At 71.5% G+C, this 21,736-nt stretch carries 25 protein-coding genes, 1 tRNA gene and 1 pseudogene; 9 read left to right on the top strand and 18 right to left on the bottom strand.

All coding sequences use genetic code 11. From position 1 onward, the window contains the following. Positions 1–49: 49 nt before the first annotated feature. Together ACFY16_RS10830 and ACFY16_RS10825 are read right to left on the bottom strand one after the other, a co-directional pair. On the bottom strand, positions 50–2,563 hold the full coding sequence (locus tag ACFY16_RS10830; protein WP_390646768.1) for an MFS transporter: 2,514 nt from the start codon (positions 2,561–2,563) through the stop codon (positions 50–52). Between the two features lie 13 nt (positions 2,564–2,576). Further along, complete coding sequence (locus tag ACFY16_RS10825; RefSeq protein ID WP_390646767.1) at positions 2,577–3,068, bottom strand: MarR family winged helix-turn-helix transcriptional regulator; 492 nt, start codon at positions 3,066–3,068, stop codon at positions 2,577–2,579. A gap of 207 nt (positions 3,069–3,275) precedes the next feature. On the opposite strand from ACFY16_RS10825, the gene ACFY16_RS10820 reads away from it, so the two are divergent. Then, positions 3,276–3,479, top strand: coding sequence for a hypothetical protein (locus ACFY16_RS10820; protein ID WP_390646766.1), 204 nt, complete (start codon positions 3,276–3,278; stop codon positions 3,477–3,479). Between the two features lie 21 nt (positions 3,480–3,500). On the opposite strand, the gene ACFY16_RS10815 is transcribed toward ACFY16_RS10820, so the two are convergent. The 9 genes from ACFY16_RS10815 to ACFY16_RS10775 form a co-directional block, all read right to left on the bottom strand. After that, positions 3,501–4,232 (bottom strand): hypothetical protein, encoded by a 732-nt coding sequence (locus ACFY16_RS10815; RefSeq protein ID WP_390646765.1) that lies wholly within the window; start codon positions 4,230–4,232, stop codon positions 3,501–3,503. Positions 4,233–4,286: 54 nt separating this feature from the next. Continuing rightward, the gene (locus ACFY16_RS10810; RefSeq protein ID WP_390646764.1) at positions 4,287–5,189 is read right to left on the bottom strand and encodes an RNA polymerase sigma factor SigF; all 903 of its coding nucleotides are present in this window, start codon (positions 5,187–5,189) and stop codon (positions 4,287–4,289) included. A gap of 269 nt (positions 5,190–5,458) precedes the next feature. Continuing rightward, the gene (locus ACFY16_RS10805; RefSeq protein ID WP_390646763.1) at positions 5,459–6,352 is read right to left on the bottom strand and encodes an RNA polymerase sigma factor SigF; all 894 of its coding nucleotides are present in this window, start codon (positions 6,350–6,352) and stop codon (positions 5,459–5,461) included. 147 nt (positions 6,353–6,499) lie between these two features. Then, a complete protein-coding gene (locus ACFY16_RS10800; protein ID WP_390646762.1) occupies positions 6,500–6,793 on the bottom strand; it encodes a Dabb family protein in 294 nt (97 codons plus the stop codon). A gap of 9 nt (positions 6,794–6,802) precedes the next feature. Beyond that, positions 6,803–6,982, bottom strand: coding sequence for a hypothetical protein (locus ACFY16_RS10795; RefSeq protein WP_390646761.1), 180 nt, complete (start codon positions 6,980–6,982; stop codon positions 6,803–6,805). 152 nt (positions 6,983–7,134) lie between these two features. Continuing rightward, a tRNA-Ser gene (locus ACFY16_RS10790) sits at positions 7,135–7,219 on the bottom strand. A gap of 68 nt (positions 7,220–7,287) precedes the next feature. Next, positions 7,288–7,719 carry a tRNA adenosine(34) deaminase TadA gene (tadA, locus tag ACFY16_RS10785; RefSeq protein ID WP_390646760.1) on the bottom strand — a complete coding sequence of 144 codons (432 nt, stop codon included), beginning with the start codon at positions 7,717–7,719 and terminating at the stop codon, positions 7,288–7,290. A gap of 56 nt (positions 7,720–7,775) precedes the next feature. Further along, positions 7,776–8,318, bottom strand: coding sequence for a hypothetical protein (locus tag ACFY16_RS10780; protein ID WP_390647233.1), 543 nt, complete (start codon positions 8,316–8,318; stop codon positions 7,776–7,778). Between the two features lie 303 nt (positions 8,319–8,621). Further along, positions 8,622–8,816: a hypothetical protein gene (locus ACFY16_RS10775; protein ID WP_390646759.1), complete on the bottom strand. Its 195-nt coding sequence runs from the start codon at positions 8,814–8,816 to the stop codon at positions 8,622–8,624. Positions 8,817–8,952: 136 nt separating this feature from the next. Here ACFY16_RS10775 and upp point away from each other — a divergent pair, with 136 nt between their 5' ends. Continuing rightward, complete coding sequence (upp, locus tag ACFY16_RS10770; protein WP_390646758.1) at positions 8,953–9,588, top strand: uracil phosphoribosyltransferase; 636 nt, start codon at positions 8,953–8,955, stop codon at positions 9,586–9,588. A 171-nt stretch (positions 9,589–9,759) separates the two neighbouring features. Here the strand turns inward: upp and ACFY16_RS10765 are convergent, their stop codons facing one another. Beyond that, the gene (locus ACFY16_RS10765; protein WP_390647232.1) at positions 9,760–10,380 is read right to left on the bottom strand and encodes a LytR C-terminal domain-containing protein; all 621 of its coding nucleotides are present in this window, start codon (positions 10,378–10,380) and stop codon (positions 9,760–9,762) included. A gap of 120 nt (positions 10,381–10,500) precedes the next feature. Then, entirely contained in the window at positions 10,501–10,797 is a 297-nt protein-coding gene (locus tag ACFY16_RS10760) for a type II toxin-antitoxin system VapB family antitoxin (RefSeq protein WP_010352268.1), read from the bottom strand. A gap of 104 nt (positions 10,798–10,901) precedes the next feature. Here ACFY16_RS10760 and ACFY16_RS10755 point away from each other — a divergent pair, with 104 nt between their 5' ends. Next, entirely contained in the window at positions 10,902–12,476 is a 1,575-nt protein-coding gene (locus tag ACFY16_RS10755; RefSeq protein ID WP_390646757.1) for a helicase HerA-like domain-containing protein, read from the top strand. 44 nt (positions 12,477–12,520) lie between these two features. Here ACFY16_RS10755 and ACFY16_RS10750 read toward each other — a convergent pair whose 3' ends face one another. The 5 genes and pseudogenes from ACFY16_RS10750 to ACFY16_RS10730 all read right to left on the bottom strand — a co-directional run bounded on the left by ACFY16_RS10750 (position 12,521) and on the right by ACFY16_RS10730 (position 14,794). Then, positions 12,521–12,667, bottom strand: a complete 147-nt coding sequence (locus ACFY16_RS10750; protein ID WP_390646756.1) for a hypothetical protein — start codon at positions 12,665–12,667, stop codon at positions 12,521–12,523. Positions 12,668–12,724: 57 nt separating this feature from the next. Next, the gene (locus ACFY16_RS10745) at positions 12,725–13,054 is read right to left on the bottom strand and encodes a hypothetical protein (RefSeq protein ID WP_390646755.1); all 330 of its coding nucleotides are present in this window, start codon (positions 13,052–13,054) and stop codon (positions 12,725–12,727) included. 118 nt (positions 13,055–13,172) lie between these two features. Then, the gene (locus ACFY16_RS10740) at positions 13,173–13,844 is read right to left on the bottom strand and encodes an HdeD family acid-resistance protein (protein ID WP_390646754.1); all 672 of its coding nucleotides are present in this window, start codon (positions 13,842–13,844) and stop codon (positions 13,173–13,175) included. A 60-nt stretch (positions 13,845–13,904) separates the two neighbouring features. Then, positions 13,905–14,489, bottom strand: coding sequence for an HhH-GPD-type base excision DNA repair protein (locus ACFY16_RS10735; protein ID WP_390646753.1), 585 nt, complete (start codon positions 14,487–14,489; stop codon positions 13,905–13,907). Between the two features lie 24 nt (positions 14,490–14,513). Next, a pseudogene (locus ACFY16_RS10730) lies at positions 14,514–14,794 on the bottom strand (SIP domain-containing protein). A gap of 81 nt (positions 14,795–14,875) precedes the next feature. Here ACFY16_RS10730 and ACFY16_RS10725 point away from each other — a divergent pair. From ACFY16_RS10725 to ACFY16_RS10700, 6 genes are all read left to right on the top strand, one after another. After that, positions 14,876–16,945: a penicillin acylase family protein gene (locus ACFY16_RS10725; RefSeq protein ID WP_390646752.1), complete on the top strand. Its 2,070-nt coding sequence runs from the start codon at positions 14,876–14,878 to the stop codon at positions 16,943–16,945. Further along, the gene (locus tag ACFY16_RS10720; RefSeq protein ID WP_390646751.1) at positions 16,938–17,558 is read left to right on the top strand and encodes a GNAT family N-acetyltransferase; all 621 of its coding nucleotides are present in this window, start codon (positions 16,938–16,940) and stop codon (positions 17,556–17,558) included. The genes ACFY16_RS10725 and ACFY16_RS10720 overlap by 8 nt, the downstream gene beginning before the upstream one ends. Continuing rightward, positions 17,555–18,028 (top strand): cupin domain-containing protein, encoded by a 474-nt coding sequence (locus tag ACFY16_RS10715; RefSeq protein ID WP_390646750.1) that lies wholly within the window; start codon positions 17,555–17,557, stop codon positions 18,026–18,028. The genes ACFY16_RS10720 and ACFY16_RS10715 overlap by 4 nt, the downstream gene beginning before the upstream one ends. Then, positions 18,025–18,792: an SDR family NAD(P)-dependent oxidoreductase gene (locus ACFY16_RS10710; RefSeq protein ID WP_390646749.1), complete on the top strand. Its 768-nt coding sequence runs from the start codon at positions 18,025–18,027 to the stop codon at positions 18,790–18,792. Before ACFY16_RS10715 ends, ACFY16_RS10710 begins: the two co-directional genes overlap by 4 nt. A 217-nt stretch (positions 18,793–19,009) precedes the next feature. Continuing rightward, on the top strand, positions 19,010–20,761 hold the full coding sequence (locus ACFY16_RS10705) for a copper resistance CopC/CopD family protein (protein WP_390647231.1): 1,752 nt from the start codon (positions 19,010–19,012) through the stop codon (positions 20,759–20,761). 76 nt (positions 20,762–20,837) lie between these two features. Then, complete coding sequence (locus tag ACFY16_RS10700; RefSeq protein ID WP_390646748.1) at positions 20,838–21,662, top strand: Fpg/Nei family DNA glycosylase; 825 nt, start codon at positions 20,838–20,840, stop codon at positions 21,660–21,662. Positions 21,663–21,736 lie beyond the last annotated feature (74 nt).

Here is a 21,736-nt window from a genome sequence, read left to right as displayed (position 1 = left end):
GGACGCGCCTCCGCTCGGAGCGCGCCGCCCGCCACGGGCCGGGGTCGAACTACTCGCCGGGGTGGGCGAGTTCGATGTCGTGGCCGTCGACGCCGGGTCCGGCGACCGTCAGCGCGGTGGCCACCGGCGGGTAGCCCGTCGCGATGACGGTGTACTCGCCGCCGTTCAGGTCGGTGAAGGCGTACGCCCCGTCCATCCCGGTGGTGGCCGTGCCGACCACGTTGCCCGCCGCGTCCACCAGCGTCACGCGGGCGTCGGCCAGCGGACCGTGCGGAGCGCGCACGACGCCCTGGAGCTGGGAGCCCGAGTCGAGGTCGACCTCGATCCGGGTGACCCCGGTGCCGCCCACCTCGACGGGCAGGGCGCGCGGCCGGTAGCCGACGGCGTTGACCGCGAGGGTCACCGTGCCGGGCACCAGCTCGGCGAAGGAGAACTCGCCCTGCTCACCGGTGGCGGCGGTGGCCAGCAGGTCCCCGCGCACATCGGTGACGATCACCATCGCGTCCTTGACCGGCAGCGAGGTCTCGGCGCCGCGGACGACACCGGTCAGGCCGCTGGTGCCGCTGAGCAGGATGTCGTACGCCACCGGCTCGTCGTTCACGACGATCGTGGAGGCCTGCGGCTGGTAGCCGTCGGCGGAGGCGATCAGGACGTACGAGCCCGCGCCGGGCGCGTCCACCCCGTAGGAGCCGTCGGCCTGTGCGACCGACCGGCCCAGCTGACGTCCGGCCAGGGAGATCAGCGTGACCGCGGCCCGCGGAACGGGCGCGCTCTCGGCGCCGCGGACGAAGCCGCGCACCGGCGTACCGCCGCCCGCCGACTCACCGACGGCCACCGTGGCGACCGCGGCCAGGCGCTGAGTGCCCTCGGGACCGGTCTCCGTGGTGGCGGAGGCGGCGGCCCAGCTCGGGACGTTCTCCTCGGCCGGGGATCCGGCCGGAGCCACGGCGGCGGCCGGAGCCTGCGCCGGGGACTCGTCGCCGGCGGCCTGCGCGAGGGAACCCTTGGTCTTCAGGGGGACCTCCTTGATGAACAGCGTGATGAGGAAGGCGAGCAGCGCCACGCCGGCCGCGATCAGGAAGACGTCCGCGATGCCGTGGCCGTACGCGCTCTCCATGACCGTGCGCAGCGGCGCGGGCAGCGCGTCCATGTCCGGGATGCTGCCGGTGGAGCCGGACGCGGCGCCGGCGTACTTGGGGCCGAGGTCGGCCAGGCCGTCCTTGACGTAGTCGGTGATGCGGGTGGCCATGACCGCGCCGAGCGCGGAGACGCCGATCGCACCGCCGAGGGACCGGAAGAAGGTGACCGTGGAGCTCGCCGAACCGATGTCGGAGGGCGCCACCTGGTTCTGCGTGGCCAGGACCAGGTTCTGCATCATCATGCCGATGCCGAGACCCAGCAGGGCCATGAAGATGGCCATCTTCCAGTAGTCCGTGTCGTACCGGATGGTGCCCAGCAGACCCAGACCGGCCGTCACCAGCACACCACCGCTGACGAGCCACGCCTTCCACTTGCCGGTCCGGGTGATGAACTGGCCGGACAGGGTGGAGGAGACGAACAGACCGCCGATCATCGGGATCGTCAGGACGCCGGACATCGTCGGGGACTTGTCGCGGGCCAGCTGGAAGTACTGGCTGAAGAAGGTCGTGCCGCTGAACATCGCGACACCCACGAAGAGCGAGGCGAGCGACGACAGGGTGATGGTGCGGTTGCGGAACAGGCGCAGCGGGATGATCGGCTCGCTCGCCTTGGACTCGATGAGCACGAAGATCAGCCCGAGCACGATCGCGCCGCCGACCATCGCGTACGTCTGCCACGAGATCCAGTCGTACTTGTCACCGGCGAAGGTGACCCAGACCAGCAGCAGCGAGACCGCTGCGGCGATGAAGAACGCGCCACCCCAGTCGACCTTCACCTCCCGCTTCACGACGGGCAGCTTCAGGGTCTTCTGCAGCACGATCAGCGCGATGATCGCGAACGGCACACCGACGTAGAAGCACCAGCGCCAACCCAGCCACGAGGTGTCGGTGATGACACCGCCGAGCAGCGGGCCGCCGACGGTCGCAACAGCGAACGTCGCGCCGATGTAGCCGGAGTACTTGCCCCGCTCACGCGGAGAGATCATCGCGGCCATGACGATCTGGGCAAGAGCGGACAGACCGCCGGTGCCGATGCCCTGGACGACGCGGCAGGCGATCAGCATGCCGGGGTTCTGGGACATACCGGCGACCACGGAGCCCAGCACATAAATGACCAGGGCTATCTGGACGAGCGCCTTCTTGCTGTACAGGTCGGCGAGCTTGCCCCACAGGGGCGTGGTCGCGGTCATGGAGAGCAGCGCGGCCGTGACGACCCAGGTGTAGGCGGACTGGCCGCCGCCCAGGTCGCCGATGATGCGGGGCAGGGCGTTGGAGACGATCGTCGACGACAGGATCGCGACGAACATGCCGAGCAGCAGCCCGGAGAGCGCCTCCATGATCTGCCGGTGCGTCATCGGCGCGTCGGAGGAGCCTCCCCCGTTCTTGGCGTGAGCCCGCACACCGGCTGGTGTGGTCGTTGCCATGGACTTCCTTTTCTTAAGTGTTTGCGGGTGTACGGGTGGTCGTTTCGAGTTCAGCAGGTGGCAGCCGGGGTGCGGAACGGCAGTCCCCGAAGCTGGCCCTGAGTCGTGTCATGAGCCGGGTGAGCTGCCCGACCTCGTCGTCGGTCCAGTCGCTCAGCCGTTCGGCGAGCAGCTGGCTGCTCCGCTGGTGCAACTCGTCGATCTGGTCGCGGCCCGCGTCCGTGAGGTGCAGGATGCGCGAGCGCTTGTCCGCCGGGTCGGGGGACCGTTTGATCCAGCCCCGCTCCGCGACGTGCGCGACATGGCGGCTGGTGACCGACATGTCCACGGAGAGCAACTCCGCGAGCTTGCTCATGCGCATGTCCCCGTGACGGCCGAGCAGCATCAGCACGGCGGCGGAACCGGCCGGGCAGTCGTGCGGCAGGATCCGCCCGAGGTCCCGTTTCACGGCCCCGACAGCGCTGAGCTGATGCGCCAGCTCCTCGAACTGCGCCTGCTCGGCCATCACACCTCCGGGTATTCGTTGCTTAGGGCAACCATAGGAGAGCTTGGTTGCTACAGGCAAATAAAAGAGGGGGTGCGGGTCCAAAAACTTGGCAAAGGCAAGTATTGCGAACGTAAACCCGCAGGTGGGTGCCTGTGGTGCGGGTGGGCCCCGGGAGTGGAGCCCCCACTTGGGCCTGACCCCCCGACTTCGCTAGGGTCCTGGCTCATGGCTAACACCCAGGACCCCCAGGGCAACTACGACCCCGCCGGCAGCACCCAGATGTTCCGCGCGTTCGTCGACGAGGCCCCCCAGGGCCGACAGCAGCAGGCGGCGGCCTCGACGGGCGGCGGCCCCCGCATCGGCCTGATCGTGGGCGTCGTCGTCGCCGTGGTGATCGTCGCCGCGGTGGCCTGGCTCGCGCTCAAGTAGGACGAACCGCTACTTCCCCTACTACTTCCACTGGACGGACACGTCCCGCGTCTCCACGTGCATCCCCAGCGGCACATGCCACGGGTCGACGCACACCGTCCAGGTCTTCTCTTCCCGCGCACCGGCCGCGATCGGCGCCGGAAGCTCCACGGCCGACTCGACCGTCGCCCAGTCGATGCCGAGCGCGCCGATGACGTGCGTCCCGAAGGTCACCGTGCCCGAACGCACCGCGGTCCCCCCGGTGTTGCGGAAAACGAGGGTCACCTTCTCGCACCACCGCTCGTCCGCCGCCTCACGCACGGGCTCGCCCGCGCTCAGGGCGGCGGGCGTACGGGGCGTCGTACGAGGCGTCGTACGAGGGGACGCCGGCGTGGATGACGGCGGACTCGCGCTCGGGCGAACGGACTTGGTGCCGTCGGAAGCCGGCACGGGGCTTCCGGTCGTAGGGCGCGGCCCGGAGGTGGGGTCCGAGCCGGCCTCCGAACCGCCGCCCGTGTCAGGCGAGTTGCGCGTGCCCCCTGTTCCGCCGCCGGTCCCGTCGAGCGGCACGAGCGTCACGCCGCCCGTCGGCCCGACCGCCGTACCCGACGCCTGGGGCGGCCCGCCGGCCGCTCCGACCGCGACGTAGCCGCCACCGCCTCCGTCGCTCCCGAGGGCGCCCAGTACCCCGCCCAGACAGACGACGGCCGCCGACGCGCCCAGTGCGGCGCCCCGGCGGCCATGTGTCCATGTCGCCCATGTCGCTCGAAGCATCGCGCCATGGTGGCTGACGCTCCGTCAAATGGGAAGTCTCGCGACCTCCTGGGGTCAGTCGGAGATGAGACCGTCCCGCAGCTGTGCCAGCGTCCGGGTGAGCAGTCGGGAGACGTGCATCTGGGAGATGCCGACCTCCTCGCCGATCTGCGACTGGGTCATGTTGGCGAAGAAGCGCAGCATGATGATGCGCCGCTCGCGGGGCGGGAGTTTGGCCAGGAGCGGCTTCAGGGACTCGCGGTACTCCACGCCCTCCAGGGCGGTGTCCTCGTAGCCGAGGCGGTCGGCCAGGGAGCCCTCGCCGCCGTCGTCCTCGGGGGCCGGCGAGTCCAGGGACGACGCCGTGTACGCGTTGCCCACCGCGAGGCCGTCGACGACGTCCTCCTCCGACACGCCCAGGACGGCGGCGAGTTCGGGCACGGTGGGGGAGCGGTCCAGCTTCTGGGAGAGCTCGTCGCTGGCCTTGGTGAGTGCCAGGCGCAGCTCCTGGAGGCGGCGCGGCACGCGCACCGACCATGACGTGTCGCGGAAGAACCGCTTGATCTCGCCCACGACGGTCGGCATCGCGAACGTCGGGAACTCGACGCCCCGTTCGCAGTCGAAGCGGTCGATCGCCTTGATCAGGCCGATGGTGCCGACCTGGACGATGTCCTCCATCGGCTCGTTGCGCGAGCGGAAGCGTGCCGCCGCGTAGCGCACCAGCGGGAGGTTGAGCTCGATCAGGGTGTCCCGGACGTATGCGCGCTCGGGGCTCTCGTCGTCGAGGGCGGCGAGCCGCAGGAACAGGGAGCGGGAGAGGGTGCGGGTGTCGATGGCTCCCGAGGCCGGAAGGGCCGGGGCCGGCGTTGCCTCGAGGGCCGTAACGTCGTCGAGCGCGTCGGGCACGACGGGCTCTACGGGCGCCTCAGCACTCTTCGTGAGCGTGAGCACCTTCGAGCTGCCCTGGTCTGCGGACATGCCACCCCCTTTGGGTCGCGGGACGGTCGCGGCGGACGCTCCCGGAGAGGAACATCAGCCTGCACCCTGAATACCGGAGCCGGAGCCGCGGCAAACGCTCTTCCCGCAGAATGTCACATGTCGGCAACACGCTGTAGTGACATGTCGACATGACAGTAGCGAATCGGCCCTGGAAAGAAGGGGTCTGACGGTTTTTCACCACACAACTGTCGGGAAGTGCCCTGGTGAGCGATTCGCTCTCGGCGGTGACGACTCGATCCGGTGTGCGGTTATGCCTCGATACGGTTCGCGGACCGCAGTCGCTGGAAGCTACGCGCGAGTAGCCGCGAGACGTGCATCTGGGAGACGCCGAGTTCCGCACTGATCTGCGACTGGGTGAGATTGCTGTAGTAGCGCAGAAGCAGAATGCGCTGTTCGCGTTCCGGCAGCTGGACCAGTAGATGGCGGACCAGGTCGCGGTGTTCGACGCCGTCCAGTGCCGGGTCCTCGTAGCCGAGCCGGTCGAGCAGTCCGGGCAGTCCGTCGCCCTCCTGCGCGGCCTCCAGCGAGGTCGCGTGGTACGACCGTCCGGCCTCGATGCAGGACAGCACCTCGTCCTCGCCGATGCGCAGCCGCTCGGCGATCTCGGCGGTGGTCGGGGTGCGCCCGAAGGAGGTCGTCAGGTCCTCGGTCGCGCTGTTGACCTGTACCCACAGTTCGTGCAGCCGACGCGGTACGTGGACCGTGCGGACGTTGTCGCGGAAGTACCGCTTGATCTCGCCGACGACCGTCGGCATCGCGAACGTCGGGAACTGCACGCCCCGCTCCGGGTCGAAGCGGTCGATGGCGTTGATGAGTCCGATGGTGCCGACCTGGACGACGTCCTCCATCGGCTCGTTGCGGCTGCGGAAGCGAGCGGCCGCGTAGCGCACGAGCGGGAGGTTGGCCTCGATGAGCGCCCCGCGCACCCGGTTGTGCTCCGGCGTGCCCGGCTGGAGGTCCTGGAGCTGGGAGAAGAGCACCTGGGTGAGAGCCCGGGTGTCGGCGCCGCGACGCTTCTCCGGAGTCGGAGCCAAGGCGGGGGCCTCCTCCTGGGCAGGGGCCTCCTCCTGGGGTGGCGCAGTACTGGCCGACACGGTCAACGCCACCTCTTCATCGCTCAACCATCCGTCAAAAGCGGTCATAGCATCACAAGACATGTGCACCGTGTGCAAGCACCGCATAACGCCGTGTTGAGGGCGAGTTGGTGTATATGACGCAAAAGAGCCTCGCACTGTTCGTTCAGTTGCGAGGCTCCGCGGGGCTGTCGGTGTCGGCGTACGGCCTACGGCTCAGAATTCGTAGTCCGCGACCACCCACGAGGCGAACTCCCGCCACAGCGCCACGCCCGCCTGGTGCGCCGGGTGCTCGAGGTAGCGCTTCAGGGCGTCCGCGTCCTCGACCGCCGAGTTGATCGCGAAGTCGTAGGCGATGGGCCGGTCGGTGACGTTCCAGCCGAGCTCCCAGAAGCGCAGCTCCTCGATCTGGCCGCCGAGCGCCCGGAAGGCCGCGACGCCCTCCACGACGCGCGGGTCGTCGCGCTCGACGCCCTCGTCGAGCTTGAAGAGGACCAGGTGGCGGATCACGAGCACTCCCTAGTTCTTGGCTCCGTCGATGAGCCAGGTCATGAAGTCGCCGATGGCCTGGGCGGCGTCCGATATGCCCTCGAAGCCTATCTGGACGTAGTCCGCCGCCTTGGCCGGGTCTGTGATGATCACATACAGCGCGAAGACCACGAGCGCATAGACGGCGATCTTCTTCGCGTTCACCGCCATGGCGGCCTCCCCTGTGACTGCCCGTGCCCCGTGGGCCCCCGGTTACCGGCGGCGAGTTTAACTTCACGTCCTATTTAAGGACCAACGATCTTCGGGCATTTCTTGCCCGGAGCGCAGGAAGGGCCCCGTCTCGCGACGGGGCCCTTCTTCAGCGGTAGCGGAGGGATTTGAACCCTCGGTGACTTGCGCCACACTCGCTTTCGAGGCGAGCTCCTTCGGCCGCTCGGACACGCTACCGAGGGAGACCCTACCCCAAGGTGGGCCGTGCTCTGAAATCCGTTTCCCGACGTCCTCGGGGCCCGGGTTCAGCGGTCCCGGAAGAACTCCGTGAGGAGTCGCGCGCAGTCCTCGGCCAGGACGCCCTCGACGACCTCTGGGCGGTGGTTGAGCCGCCGGTCCCGTATGACGTCCCAGAGGGAGCCGGCCGCGCCCGCCTTGTCGTCGCGGGCGCCGTAGACGACCCGGTCCACGCGGGACTGCACGAGCGCGCCCGCGCACATCGTGCACGGTTCGAGCGTGACGACGAGCGTGCAGCCGGTCAGCCGCCACTCGCCGAGCGCGGCCGCCGCCCGCCGGATCGCGAGGACCTCCGCGTGCGCGGTCGGGTCCCCGCCGGCCTCACGCTCGTTGTGCCCGGCCGCGAGCACGGTCGTACCGTCCGGAGCCAGTACGACGGCGCCGACGGGGACGTCCCCGCCCTGGACTGCCCGGCCGGCCTCGTCCAGGGCGAGCCGCATCGCGGCCCGCCAGCGGTCGCGTACCGGGTCCGGTGCCCGTGCCGCGTCTGGTGCGGTCAGCGGACGGTCTCCAGGACGTCCGCGGCGCCCAGGGCCTCGGCGATCTCGGTGAGCGCGTCGTCGGACAACGACTTCAGCTCCTTCTCGCTGATGCCGAGGTCGTCGAGGATCCCGGGGTCGCCGACCGGGCCGTGCGGCACCGCCTCGGCGGAGCCGCCGTCCCCGGCGGTCTCGTCGTCCTCGTCCTCGTCCTCGTCGTCGCCGTCCTCGGTGCCGTCGAGGTCGAGCGAGTCCAGCTCGTCGTCGGGGTCACCCGGGTCACGGCCGAGCAACTCGTCCGTGAGCAGGATCTCCCCGTAGCTGCTGCGGGCAGCGGCGGCGGCGTCGGAGATGTAGATACGAGGATCGTCCTCGCCGTCCACCCGGACGACCCCGAACCACCCGTCCTCCTGCTCGATGAGCACGAGCACCGTGTCGTCATCGGGAGAGGCTTCCCGGGCCAGGTCGGCCAGATCCGACAGGGTCTCCACATCGTCCAGCTCTGTGTCGCTCGCTTCCCACCCGTCTTCGGTGCGCGCGAGCAGTGCGGCGAAGTACACCGTGACTCTCCCACTGGTCATAGGCGTGCCGGTTGGGGGTCCCCCCGGCGGAGGTTGTGGGCGGGGAGAGCTGTGCTCCGAGCCCCACCCACTCGGAATCGTGGCAGAAACAAGGCGTTCAGGGGACGTCTTCGGCTCCCTGTGTCTGGCAGTTTTGATCGCACGGGGGCAAGCGCGTCCGAACGGGACTCACCAGCGCACTCGTTGCCGCCACCTGCGGATCGTACGCGGCTTTGCGCGCCGCCCACGCACGACCACCCCTTGATCGCCTCCACTCGATCGGCTCCGTGGGCCGGGCGAGTCCTACCAGCGGAAGGTCCGCATGCGCATCGCGTGCCGCAGTCGGGCCGTCCTGGCGCGGCGCGGCTGGACGCGGTCGCGCAGCTCCCGGGCCTCGGCCAGTTCGCGCAAAAACCGGGCGCGTCGCCGACGGCGCTCGGCGTCCGTCTCCCGCGCTTCGCCCGCGTTCGGCGAGTCGCGGCCAGGCAGCTCAGGCATAGACACATCACCCCGGTCCGTCCTCACCACTTTCCCCCCGACGGGCGGTTCGACGCCAGCGAACGGCCCAAGCCCGGGGCGGAGGCTCACTGTGTGTGGGGCGCCGGGCCGGTTCGACGCGGTTAGTGTTGTGGTCATGCGTCTCCACGTCGTCGACCACCCCCTGGTCGCCCACAAGCTCACCACGCTGCGCGACCAGCGCACGGACTCCGCGACCTTCCGCCGTCTCGCCGACGAGCTGGTCACCCTCCTCGCCTACGAGGCCACGCGTGACGTGCGCACCGAACAGGTCGACATCGCGACGCCGGTCGCCTCGACGACGGGCGTCAAGCTCGCCCGCCCGCGCCCGCTGGTGGTGCCGATCCTGCGGGCCGGGCTCGGCATGCTCGACGGCATGGTCCGGCTGCTGCCGACCGCCGAGGTGGGCTTCCTGGGCATGGTCCGCAACGAGGAGACGCTGCAGGCCTCCACATACGCCTCGCGCATGCCGGAGGACCTCTCGGGCCGCCAGGTCTACGTCCTCGACCCGATGCTCGCCACCGGCGGCACACTGGTCGCGGCGATCCAGGAGCTGATCAAGCGCGGCGCCGACGACGTCACAGCGGTGGTGCTCCTGGCCGCCCCCGAGGGCGTCGAGGTCATGGAGCGCGAGCTCGCGGGCACCCCGGTCACGGTGGTCACGGCGGCCGTCGACGACCACCTCAACGAGCACGGCTACATCGTGCCGGGCCTGGGCGACGCGGGGGACCGGCTCTACGGAGCCGCTGAATAGCTCTGCGGACTCGCTGAACAGGCCGTACGGCCGTCAGTGGCTGCTCCAGGCCGTATTCCCTGAGCACCTGCTCCCGGCGGTGTCACGCGCTTGAGCAGCTACTCAAGGCGGTGTCACGCCCTTGAGCACCTGCTCCCGGCGGAGCAGCCGCTCCCGGCCGTACCACGACCTTCAGCAGCTGCTCTTCGACGTGGTGGACGACGGCTCCGGCGCGGTCAGGCCGGCCAGCGCCTTGTCGGCGTCCGCCTTGGCCGTCAGCGCCTTGAAGCCGGTGCCGATGACGAGGTCGACGGCGTCGCCCTTGCGGGCGGCGTCGGTACGGCGCTCGGCGGTGCCGAGCTGGGTGGCGAGCACCGGCAGCGAGGTGTTCAGGGAGGACGCGGGGCCGAGCAGTATCCCGGTGCCGGCGACCTTCTTGTCGTACTCCTTCGACGCGTTGCCCACCTCGCCGATGCGGAAGCCGCGCTTCTTGAGCTCGTCCGCGGTCTGCTTGGCGAGCCCGCTGCGGGGCGTGGCGTTGAAGACGTTGACGGTGATCTGTGCCGGCTTGGGCACCGCGTGCGCGGTCGCTCCCGCCGAGGGGCTCACCTTCGTCGAGCAACTCGCCTTGGTACCGGCCGCCGCCGCCTCTTTGCCGCCGCCCGTGAAGACGTCGATGAGCTGCAGCGTGCCCCAGCCGACCACGCCGAGCACGGCCACGGAGGCGACGGCCACGACGACGAGCCTGCCGCGCCGCCGGGGAGGGCGCATTCGCGGGTACTTGTCCCCCGTGATCCGGTACTGGCCGCCCATGCCAGGAGGAGTCAGCATGCTCATGAACGCAGCGTAGTGCGCCTGAGCGGCCCTGACTAATAGATGATCATCCGAGACGGTCAATGAGGACCCGAAAGGGTCAACCGTGGCCTGGGGAGGTCATTCCAGTTCGAGCACGCGCGCGTGCAGCACCTGGCGCTGCTGGAGTGCCGCCCGCACCGCGCGGTGCAGCCCGTCCTCCAGGTACAGGTCGCCCTGCCACTTCACGACGTGTGCGAAGAGGTCGCCGTAGAAGGTCGAGTCCTCGGCGAGGAGGGTCTCGAGGTCGAGCTGCTGCTTGGTGGTCACCAGCTGATCGAGGCGGACCGGGCGCGGCGCGACGTCCGCCCACTGCCGGGTGCTTTCCCGGCCGTGGTCGGGGTACGGCCGGCCGTTTCCGATGCGCTTGAAGATCACACGGAAAGCCTACCGGCCCAGACCTTCCGGGCGCAGCCATGGCGGCGGAGTGCAACGCTGGAAAAGACGCCGTAAAGCGGGGCAAAGGGGAACAGGGGCCGGAGATGAGTGACAGCGAGACCGTGCCGCAGGCCGCCGCCCCCGAGACCGGCGGGAGCGCCCCCGCCCTCCCGCCGGAGGCCCTGAAGATCGCCTCCGGCTACGCCTTCGCCGGGCCCGCGCTCGACCTGGGCGCCCTGATCTGGGACGGGAACTGCCTGCCCGACGCCCAGGTCCGCATCCCGCTTGCCGTGCTCAACCGCCACGGTCTGGTCGCCGGCGCCACCGGCACCGGGAAGACCAAGACGCTCCAGCTGATCGCCGAGCAGCTGTCGGCGCAGGGCGTGCCCGTCTTCCTCGCCGACATCAAGGGCGACCTGTCCGGGATCTCGCAGCCGGGCCGGTCCGACGACAAGGTGCGGTCCCGCGCCGCCGAGGCGCACCAGCGGTGGACGCCGGCCGGCTTCCCGGCCGAGTTCCTCGCTCTCGGCGGACTCGGGTACGGCATCCCGGTCCGGGCCACGATCACCAGCTTCGGGCCGGTGCTGCTGTCGAAGGTGCTCCAGCTCAACCGGACCCAGGAGCAGTCCCTCGGCCTGATCTTCCACTACGCCGACACCAAGGGCCTGGAGCTCGTCGACCTCAAGGACCTCAGGGCGGTCGTCGCCTTCCTCACCTCCGACGAGGGCAGGGCCGAGCTGAAGAACATCGGCGGTCTGTCCACCGCCACGGCCGGCGTCATCCTGCGCTCCCTCACCTCCTTCGAGGCCCAGGGCATGGCGGACTTCTTCGGCGAACCGGAGTTCGACACGAGTGAGTTCCTGCGCACGGCGTCCGACGGCCGGGGCATCGTCTCCGTCCTCGAACTCCCCGCCGTCCAGGACAAGCCGCAGCTCTTCTCCACCTTCCTGATGTGGCTGCTGGCCGACCTCTTCCACGACCTGCCCGAGGTCGGCGACGCCGACAAGCCGAAGCTGGTCTTCTTCTTCGACGAGGCGCACCTGCTGTTCGACGACGCGTCCAAGGCGTTCCTGGACTCGATCACGCAGACCGTCCGGTTGATTCGCTCGAAAGGGGTCGGTGTCTTCTTCGTCACGCAGACCCCGAAGGACGTCCCCGGCGACGTCCTCGCCCAGCTCGGCAACCGGATCCAGCACGCCCTGCGCGCCTTCACCCCCGAGGACCAGAAGGCCCTCAGGGCCACGGTGAAGACCTTCCCGGACTCCGCCTACGACCTGGAGGAGCTCCTCACCGGCCTCGGCACCGGCGAGGCCGTCGTCACGGTCCTGAGCGAGAAGGGCGCCCCGACCCCGGTCGCCGCGACCCGCCTGCGCGCCCCCGAGTCCCTGATGGGCCCGGTCGACGCCACGGCCCTGGACCAGGCGGTGCGGTCCTCGCCGCTCCACGGCCGTTATGCACAGGCTGTGGACCGGGAGTCGGCGTACGAGAAGCTCGCGGCGCGGCAGGAGCAGGCCCCCGAGCAGCCGGTCCGCAGGGCCCCCAGGGCCAAGGAGGAACCGTCCGTCGTCGAACAGGTCGTCGGCAGCGGCATGTTCAAGTCCCTGGCCCGTTCCGTCGGCACCCAGATCGGCCGCGAGATCACCCGCTCGCTCTTCGGTACGACCCGCCGCCGGCGGTGAGAGACGGGACGGGCCGGACGCGCGCAGGCGCCCGGCCCGCAAGATCAGCCGTGTTCCCGCTGCATCACGGATGACGGCCGCGGCTTCACTTCCTTCGCTGCCTTCGTTTCTCTCACGTCGGGCTTCGGCGCGTTGCGTGCGGCCTCCGCGCGCAGCAGCGCGTGCAGGACCGCGTACGGGTCTTTGGGCATGGCTGTCGTGTTCCTTGCGTCGTACTGAACCGAGGGGACCGGGAGGATCGGTTCTCGTCAGCAGCGCAGGACCACCGTGCGCAGGGCGGCGTGCGGGGCGCACGAGGTTTCGACCGGAGCGCGGCCGGCCTGGCTCTCAGCCGCTTCGGGCGCCGGGTCCTGAAGGGGCGCCGGACGCGTGGGCACCATGGGCCGGTGGGCGGCGCGGGCCGGTGGGCGCAGGGCGGTGTCGAGGGCGTCGTACTCGACCGTCTCGCCGGAGGCGGCGACGGCGGGTGCGGCATGGACCTCGGCGTGGGTGACCGGCACCAGCAGCGCGAGCAGCAGGACGAGCACCCGCAGCCAGCCACGGCCGTACGGGGGGAGGTGCGGTGCGGTGCTGCTCACGAGGCTCATCTCCCCGGGCGGCGGACGGCGTTCATCGCGCGGTACGCGAGAATCGCCCGCTCGGCGTAGGTGGAGGTCATGCGGGGTGTGGGGTCTGCCGGGTCGGCGTGGGCGGGGTTCATACGGTGCGCGGGGTCTGCCGGGCCCGCCCGTGGATCCGGATCGCGGTGACGATCTCGACGATGCCGACCGCGATCAGCCAGATCCCGCCGACCAGGGTGAGGACGGCGACCGACTCGATCGGCGAGTCGATCAGCACGATCCCGGCGATGAAGGTGACGATCCCGAGGAAGATCTGCCAGCCGCGCGCGGGCATGCTCCGGTCGTGGACGGCGGCCAGCGTCTGGGTGACCCCGCGGATCAGCCAGCCGATGCCGATCCACAGTCCGAGCAGCAGGATCGACTGCATGGGGCCGCGGAAGCAGAACAGGCCCAGCAGGATCGACAGTGCGCCGCTGATGAAGGCCAGCACGCGCAGCGAGGTCGTCTTGTGGGTGCCGAAGGCGGAGCTCAGCTGGAGCACGCCGCTGACCACCAGGTAGACGCCGAAGAGGATGCCGGCGGCGTGCAGGGAGGCGCCCGGCCAGACCAGGACCAGGACGCCCAGGATGAGAGAGGCGACGCCGGTGACCAGGACGACCTGCCAGGCGGCCTCGGACAGGGTCTGCAGCGGCCCCACGAGCGGCGGTTCGGGCTCGTGGCCGCCCGCCGGGCCGGGCGCGTGCTTCGCGTGGACCTTGCGATCGTCGTACTCCGGGCCCCAGGAGGAGCCGCTCGTTGGCTCGGTCATGGTCCATCCTTGGACCGGACGTCGGAGTGTCGCCAGCCGGGTGGGCCGGTCGACTGACGCTTACCTGCCGGCTGCCTTCGCCGCCGCCTTCATCTCCTGCTTGTGCGCCCGCACCTTGGCCAGCGACTCGGGCCCGGTGATGTCGGCGACGGAACGGAAGGACTTGGGCTCGCCGTAGGCACCGGCGGCCTCCCGCCATCCCTCGGGCCGCACCCCGAGCTGCTTGCCGAGCAGCGCGAGGAAGATCTGCGCCTTCTGCTTGCCGAACCCGGGCAGCTCCTGGAGCCGCTTCAACAGTTCCGGCCCGCTGCCGACGTCCCGCCAGACGGCCTCGGCGTCACCGTCGTAGTGCTCGACGAGGTACTGGCACAGCTGCTGGATCCGCTTCGCCATCGACCCCGGGTAGCGGTGGACGGCCGGCTTCTCGGACAGCAGCGCGGTGAAGGCCTCCGGGTCCGTCGCCGCGATGTCGTGCGCGTCCAGGTCGTCGGTGCCCGTCCGCCGGACGATCGTCGACGGCCCCTTGAACGCCCACTCCATCGGGACCTGCTGGTCCAGCAGCATCCCGACCAGCGCGGCGAGCGGGGAGCGGCCGAGGAGTTCGTCGGCCTCGGGGTCCTGGGCGAGGTGAAGGGTGACGTCCATGGGTCGATGATCGCGCCTGCGGGGTCAGGATGCGCGCCAGTACCCCAGTGCGTGCACCCGCTGTCTCGGAACGCCCAGGTCCTTGCGTACGTACGACGACAGCGCCCGGGTCGTCACCGTGTCGCAGGCGATCCACACGTACGGGTCCTGGGTGGTCCGGAGCAGTTCGGGAGCATGCCGCCGTCGGTGAGGTGGAGTCGCCGGTAGTGGGGAGTGACGTCCTCGACGCCGGTCACCGTGAAGGTGAAGTCCTTGGCGCGCAGCAGCCTGAGGACCGCGCCCTCCCATCCGCGACCCTGCCCCATGGCACTCCTTCACGCCTCGCGTACGATTCCACCACGGCCTACTTAGGCAAGGCTAACCTAAAAGACAGAGGGGCCACAGGGGTGACCACCGAGATCCACCGAGACGCGTGGGGAATCCCGCATCTGCGCGCCGACAGCGCCCGCGAACTGGCCCACGCCCAGGGCCGGGTCACCGCCCGCGACCGCGCCTGGCAGCTGGAGGTCGAGCGACACCGCGCCCAGGGCACCTCCGCCGCCTTCCTCGGCCCCGAAGCCCTGCCCTGGGACCGCTTCGCGCGACGCGCCCGCCTCGACGACACGGCCAGACGCTGCTACGCCGCCCTGGACGAGAACGACCCCGAGACGGCCGACTGGGTCCGTGCCTACACCGACGGCGTCAACGAGGGCCTGGCAGCGACCAAGGCTCCGGAGTTCACCCAGGTGGACCTCGCCCCCGGCCACTGGGAACCCTGGACCCCGCTCGCCGTCTGGCTCTCCACCCACATCCTCTTCGCGGGCTTCCCCGCCAAGCTGTGGCGCGAGGAGGCCGTACGCCACCTCGGCCCGGACGCGGTCGGCCTGTTCGCCACCGACGGCCCCGGCACGTCCGGCAGCAACGGCTGGCTGGTGAGCGGCGAGCGCACGGTCACCGGGCAGGCCGTCATCGCCGGCGACCCGCACCGCTACATCGAGGCCCCGGGCGTCTACCAGCAGATCCGCCTGGCCTGCCCCGAGTTCGACGTCGTCGGCCTCGCCGTCCCCGGCGTCCCCGGCATCGCCCACTTCGGCCACACCGGCACGGTCGCCTGGGCCATCACCAACGCCATGGCCGACTACCAGGACCTCTACCGCGAGCGGCTGCGCCGCACCGGCGCCGGCGTCGAGGCCCTCGGCCCGGACGGCGTCTGGCACCGCGCCGCCCGGCACACCGAACTCGTCCGCGTGGCCGGCGAGGCGACGGTCGAGGTCGAGGTGATCGAGACCGACCGCGGCCCGGTCATCGCCGGCGGGCCCGAGGGCCTCGACGACGGCACCCCCCTCGCCCTCAGCCTCCGCTACCCGCCCCGCGTCACCGCCGACCTCGGCTTCGGCGCGCTCCTTCCCCTGCTGCGGGCCCGCCGGGTCGCCGACGTCGACCGCGCCCTCGACGTCTGGGCCGAGCCCGTCAACGTCGTCCAGGCCGCCGACACCGAGGGCGGACTGCTGCACCGGGTCGCGGGCCGGGTGCCGGTGCGCGCCGACGCCAACCGCACCCGTCCGGTCCCCGCCTGGGAGCCCGGCCACGAGTGGACCGGCTGGCACGAGACACCCCGCGCCGGCGTGACCGACGGCATCGCGGTGATGGCCAACCAGCGCGGTCCCGCGGCCCCCCTGGGCGTCGAGTTCGCCCCGCCCCACCGCGCCGACCGCATCCGCGCTCTGCTCGACGAGCGCCGTACCCTCTCCGCCGCCGACATGCCGGCCATCCACATGGACACCCACCTCGCCTCCGCCGCCCCCCTGCTGGACCGGCTGGCGGCCCTGGACGACCTCACTCCGCAAGCCGCCGCCCTGCGCGACCGCCTCCTGCGCTGGAACCGCCACATGGACGCCACCAGCACGGACGCGTCCGCCTACGCGGCCCTGCGTGGCGCGGTGGTCCGACGGCTTGCCGCCCACCCCGCCTTCGCGGCCCTGACCGTCCCGCCTGCCTACCCCGAGGTCCTCCTCCCCTGGCTCGCCCTCGCCCCACGCATCGGCTTTGCCCTGGAACACCTGCTGCGAGCCGAGAAGCTGTACGGCATCGACCGCGCGGCCGTCGTCCGCGCGGCCCTGGAGGAGACGGCAGCCGCCCACCCGACCGACCGCCCGTGGGGCGACACCCACCGCCTCGCCCCCTGGCAGGCACTGCCCGACCCGTCGTACGCCGGGCCCGCACTCTCCGGCGACCACGACTGCGTGCTGTGCACCTCCGCCGTGCCCGGCCTCACCGACCTCGCCGCGCGCGGCCCGGCGGCCCGCTACGTGTGGGACCTGGCCCGCCGCGAGGACAGCCGCTGGGTGGTGCCGTTCGGCGCCTCAGGAGTCCCCGGCGCACCGCACCACCGTGACCAGCTCCCGCTGTGGCTGGCGGGAGATCTCGCTCCGGTCGTCACCGACTGGGACCAGTTGGAGAAGGAGACCGATGGCTGACCCGTACGACCCCTCCGCCCCCGCCCGCGAGGCCGTCCACGAGCACGTGACCCACGGCTTCGGAACCGTCCGCATCCTTCCCCTCGACGCGCGGGCCGACGCCGGGGTCGTCCACCGCTGGGTGAGCGAGGAGCGCGCCGCCTTCTGGGGCATGAACGGCCTGACGGAGGACCAGGTGGCTGAGATCTACGCCCACATGGACACCCTCGACACCCACCACGCCCACCTCGTCGTCAAGGACGGCGACCCGGTCGGCCTCCTCCAGACCTACGAGCCCGAGGCCGACCGCGTCAGCGAGTGCTACGAGGTCCGGCCCGGCGACATCGGCGTGCACGTGCTGCTCGCGCCCGCCGGGCACGCGGGCTCGCGCCCCGGCTGGTCGGCGGCCCTCCTGAGCGCCTTCGCCTCGTACGTCCTGCTGGGCCTGGACCGGCGCCGGATCGTGGTCGACCCCGACGTGCGCAACGAGAAGGCGATCGCCCGCTTCCTGCGGCAGGGCTTCGAGGCGGGCCCCGTCGTCGTCCTGCCGGAGATCGACATCCCGGACGTGTACCTGCCGGAGAAGCACGCCCAACTGGCCTTCCTGCGCCGGGAGGTAGCGTTTCCCGGGTGACCCCGGAAGATCTCGTCGCCCACTATGGACTTGAGCCCCTGCCACGTGAGGGCGGCCTGTTCCGCCGTACCTGGGCGGGCCCCGAGCGACCCGACGGCCGCCCGGAGGGCTCCGCGATCGTCGCCCTGCTCACCGCGGACGACTTCTCGGCCCTGCACCGCCTGCCCAGCGACGAGGTCTGGCACTTCTACCTCGGCGACCCGCTCCGCCTCCTGCTCCTCGCCCCCGACGGCACCTCGGACACGGTCGTCCTGGGCCCGGACCTACGGGCAGGCCAGCACGTCCAGTTCACCGTGCCCGCGGGCACTTGGATGGGGGCGCGGGTCGACGCCGGCGGCGCGTGGACGTTCTTCGGCTGCACGATGGCCCCCGGCTTCACGTACGAGGACTACGAGCACGGCGACCCGGCGGAACTGACGGCGCGCTATCCGGCCGAGGCCGCGCGGATCGTGGCACTGTGCCGCCCATGAGCGGTCTTCTCCAGGGACAGGTCGCCCTGGTCACGGGTGCGGGCGGCGGCATCGGCCGGGGCATCGCGCTGAGGTTCGCCCAGGAGGGCGCGGCGGTGGCGCTGCACTGCCGTACGGGGATGACGGCGGCGCGCGAAGTGGCGGCCGCCGTACGGGACCTGGGCGCCCGGACCGTCGTACTGCAAGCCGACCTGACCGACGAGGACGAGTGCCGCGGCCTGGTCGGCGAGGCGGCCGAGTGGGGCGGGGGCCGGCTGACGGCGCTCGTCAACAACGCGGGCGTGCAGCCCACGCAGGGGCTGGCGGGGATGACCGCGGCTCAGTGGCGGGCGGTGGTCGACACCAACCTGTCGAGCGTGTTCGCCTGCACGCAGGCCGCCGTGGAGATCATGCGGGAACAGGACGCAGGCGGCACGGTGACGCACATCGCCTCGATCGAGGCCCGGATGCCCGCCGCCGAGCACGCCCACTACGCCGCCTCCAAGGCCGCGGTGGTGATGCACGCCCGTTCCGCGGCCCTGGAGTACGGGCGGTACGGCATCCGCGTCAACACCGTCTCGCCCGGCCTCATCGACCGCGCGGGACTGGCGGAGGCCTGGCCGGAGGGGGTGCGGCGGTGGCAGCGGGCGGCCCCGGCCGGCCGGTTGGGGCGCCCGGAGGACGTGGGCGACGCCTGCGTGTTCCTGGCCTCGCCGCTCGCGTCCTGGATCACGGGACACGACCTGGTGGTGGACGGCGGGGTGTCGGCGCGGCCCACGTGGTGAGCACGACGGGGTTTTCCCGGGTGCGTACCGGTCGGTGGTGCGCTCGACGGGGGCCCTTCGTTCGTACCCGTCCGTCCGCGGTGAGCACGACAGGGGCTCGCGTCCGTACGTATCCCGGAGCACACGAGTCCGAAGACGGAGCGGTGACGTGAGCGAACGGCGCGATGGCGGACCACGGGACGGCGCACGGCACGGAAAGCGGCGACTTCAAGGGCTGGTGCTGCTGGGCACCGTGCTGGTCCTGCTCCTCCTCGGCAGCGCGGGACCGGCCTCGGCCCACGCCGCCCTCCGCGACACCGACCCCGCCGACGCCGCCGTCCTCAAGGCGGCCCCCCGTGACATCACCCTGACCTTCACCGAGTCCGTCGGCCTGCTCGACGACTCCTTCCGCGTCTTCGACCCCGACAACCACCGGGTGCGCACCGGCGAACCGCAACACGCGGCGGGCAGCTCGGACACGGCCCGGGTCACCCTGCCCGCCGAGCTGGGCAAGGGCACCTTCACCGTGGCCTGGCGGGTGGTGTCGGCGGACAGCCACCCGGTCTCCGGCGCCTTCACCTTCTCCGTCGGCGAACCCACCCCGGCCACGGCCGCGGTGAACACCGGCCCGACCGAGGACCCGGCCACCGCCGGCCTCTACGACATCGCCCGCTACGCCGCCTACCTCGCCGCGGCCCTTTTCATCGGCACGGCCGCGTTCGTCCTGGCCTGCCGCCCGCCCGACACCGCCCCGCTGCGCAAACCGCTCGTCGTGGGCTGGTGGATCCTCCTGGCGTCCACCGCGGTCCTGCTGGTGCTGCGCGCCCCGTACGAGGCGGGTACGGGCCCGGCGACGGCCCTCGACCCGTCCGCCCTGGCCCGCACACTGACGGGCCGAACGGGCGTGCTGCTCCTGGCCCGCCTGGCCCTGCTGGCCACGGCGGCCGTGGTCCTCGTACGGGCACGCAGGCGTCGCCTCTCGCGCGTGACCCCCGCGTCCGCCGCCGCGCTCGCCGTCGGCCTGGCCCTGACCTGGGCGGCCGCCGAGCACGCGTCGGCCGGGATCCAGGTCCCGCTCGCGATCACGTCCTCGGCCCTGCATCTGCTGGCGATGGCGGTCTGGCTGGGCGGCCTGACGGCCCTGCTGACGCTGCTCCACCGCACCGCGCTCCCGGCCGACGTGGTCACCCGCTTCTCCCGCGTCGCGTTCACGGCCGTCACCGTCCTGGTGGTGACCGGCGTCTACCAGTCCTGGCGCGGCCTCGGCTCCTGGACCACGCTCACCGGCACGACGTACGGCCGCCTCCTGCTCCTCAAGCTGGCCGCGGTGACGCTGCTGCTGACGGCGGCGTCCTACTCGCGGCGCTGGACGGCACGGCCTGCGTCGGCGGAGGCGGCCGTGGGGGAACGGGTGCCGGAGATGGCGGGCGGACCACCGCTCCCGGGACCAGGACCGGGACCGGTACCGCCTCCCGAGGCGGAGCCGGACGTCAGTGCCGCGCGCGGCCTGCGCCGCTCCGTGCTGGCCGAGGTCGCCGTCGGAGTGGTGGTGCTGGTGATCACGACGGTGCTGACGGGCACCCTCCCCGGCCGCGCCGAGGCCGAGGCAGCGGAGTCGGAGTCGGGGACGTCCGCCACCGGCATCGCCACCGCCTCCGTGACCATGGTCCCCTTCGACCTCGGCACCCCCGGCGCCCAGGGCAAGGTGCAGGTCACGCTCGACCCCGGCCGGGTGGGCGACAACTCGGTGGAGGCCGTGGTCTACGGCCCCGACGGCGGCCTGTCCTCGGTCCCCGAACTGCGCATCTCCTTCACCCTCCCCAGCCGGCAGATCGGCCCGCTCGACACCAAGGTGACGGACAAGGGCGGCTATTGGGCGACCGACGCGTTCAACCTCCCGCTGCCCGGCACCTGGACGATGAAGGTGACGGTCAGGGTGTCGGAGGTGGACCAGATGAGCGAGACGCGGGAGGTGCGGATCGGCCGCTAGGCCGGGTCGGACGGTTCCGACCCCTGTGGCCGCGCCCAGGACGCGCCGGGCCTCAGCCGGTTGAAGGATGGACCCCGTGCCCGAGCTGCCAGATGTCGAGGGATTCCGGAAGGTGCTCGAGTCCTGTGCGAAGGGCAGGGTCATCGAGCGCGTCGACGTCCGCGACGCGGGCGTACTGCACGGCGTGAGCAGGCGGCGGCTGCGCGAGGCGCTGGAAGGCCGGCGGTTCACCGAGCCGGAGCGGCACGGGAAGTGGCTGCTCGCCCGCACCGGAGACGGCCCGACCCTCATGCTGCACTTCGGCATGACCGGTCGCCTGGTCTGCGGCCGCCCGGACGATGCGGCAGAAGCCCACGACCGCGTCCTGTTCACCGTGAGCGGCGACCGTCAGCTCCGCTATCGCGACCAGCGCAAGCTCCAGGGGCTCTGGCTGGCCGACGACGACTCCGACGTCGCACGGCTGCTGGACGACCAGGGCCCCGACGCGATGGCGGTCGACCGTGAGGACTTCGAGGCCGCGCTCTCCGCACGCCGTGGCCGCGTCAAGACCGTCCTCACCGACCAGTCCGTCCTGGCCGGACTCGGCAACCTGCTCGCCGACGAGATCTTGTGGCGTGCCGGGCTGAGCCCTGCCCGCCGGGCGAACGATCTCACCGATGCCGAGCGCCGCCGCCTGTACTCACAGATGCGCCGCACCCTGCGCTCCGCGGTCACCGCCGGCCGCGTCCCACCGCGTGCCTCCTGGCTCACCGGCCACCGCGACGCCCCCGACCCGACCTGCCCGCGCTGCGACGGCCACCTACGCCGGTCCCGTATGGCAAGCCGCACCACGGTGTGGTGCCCGCGCTGCCAGCCGGAGGAGTCCAGAGCCCCGGGAAAATCCGACGGAGACGGAAACTGAGGCGGAAACCGAAACGGACAACGTCGAAGGGCCCCACCGCAAGCGGTGGGGCCCTTCGACATCGTGCCCGGTGA

This window comes from Streptomyces sp. NPDC001315 (genome assembly GCF_042896175.1).
Classification (GTDB): Bacteria; Actinomycetota; Actinomycetes; order Streptomycetales; family Streptomycetaceae; genus Streptomyces.
Note: the sequence above shows the minus strand (reverse complement) of the source record. Positions and strands in the feature narration are given on the sequence as shown.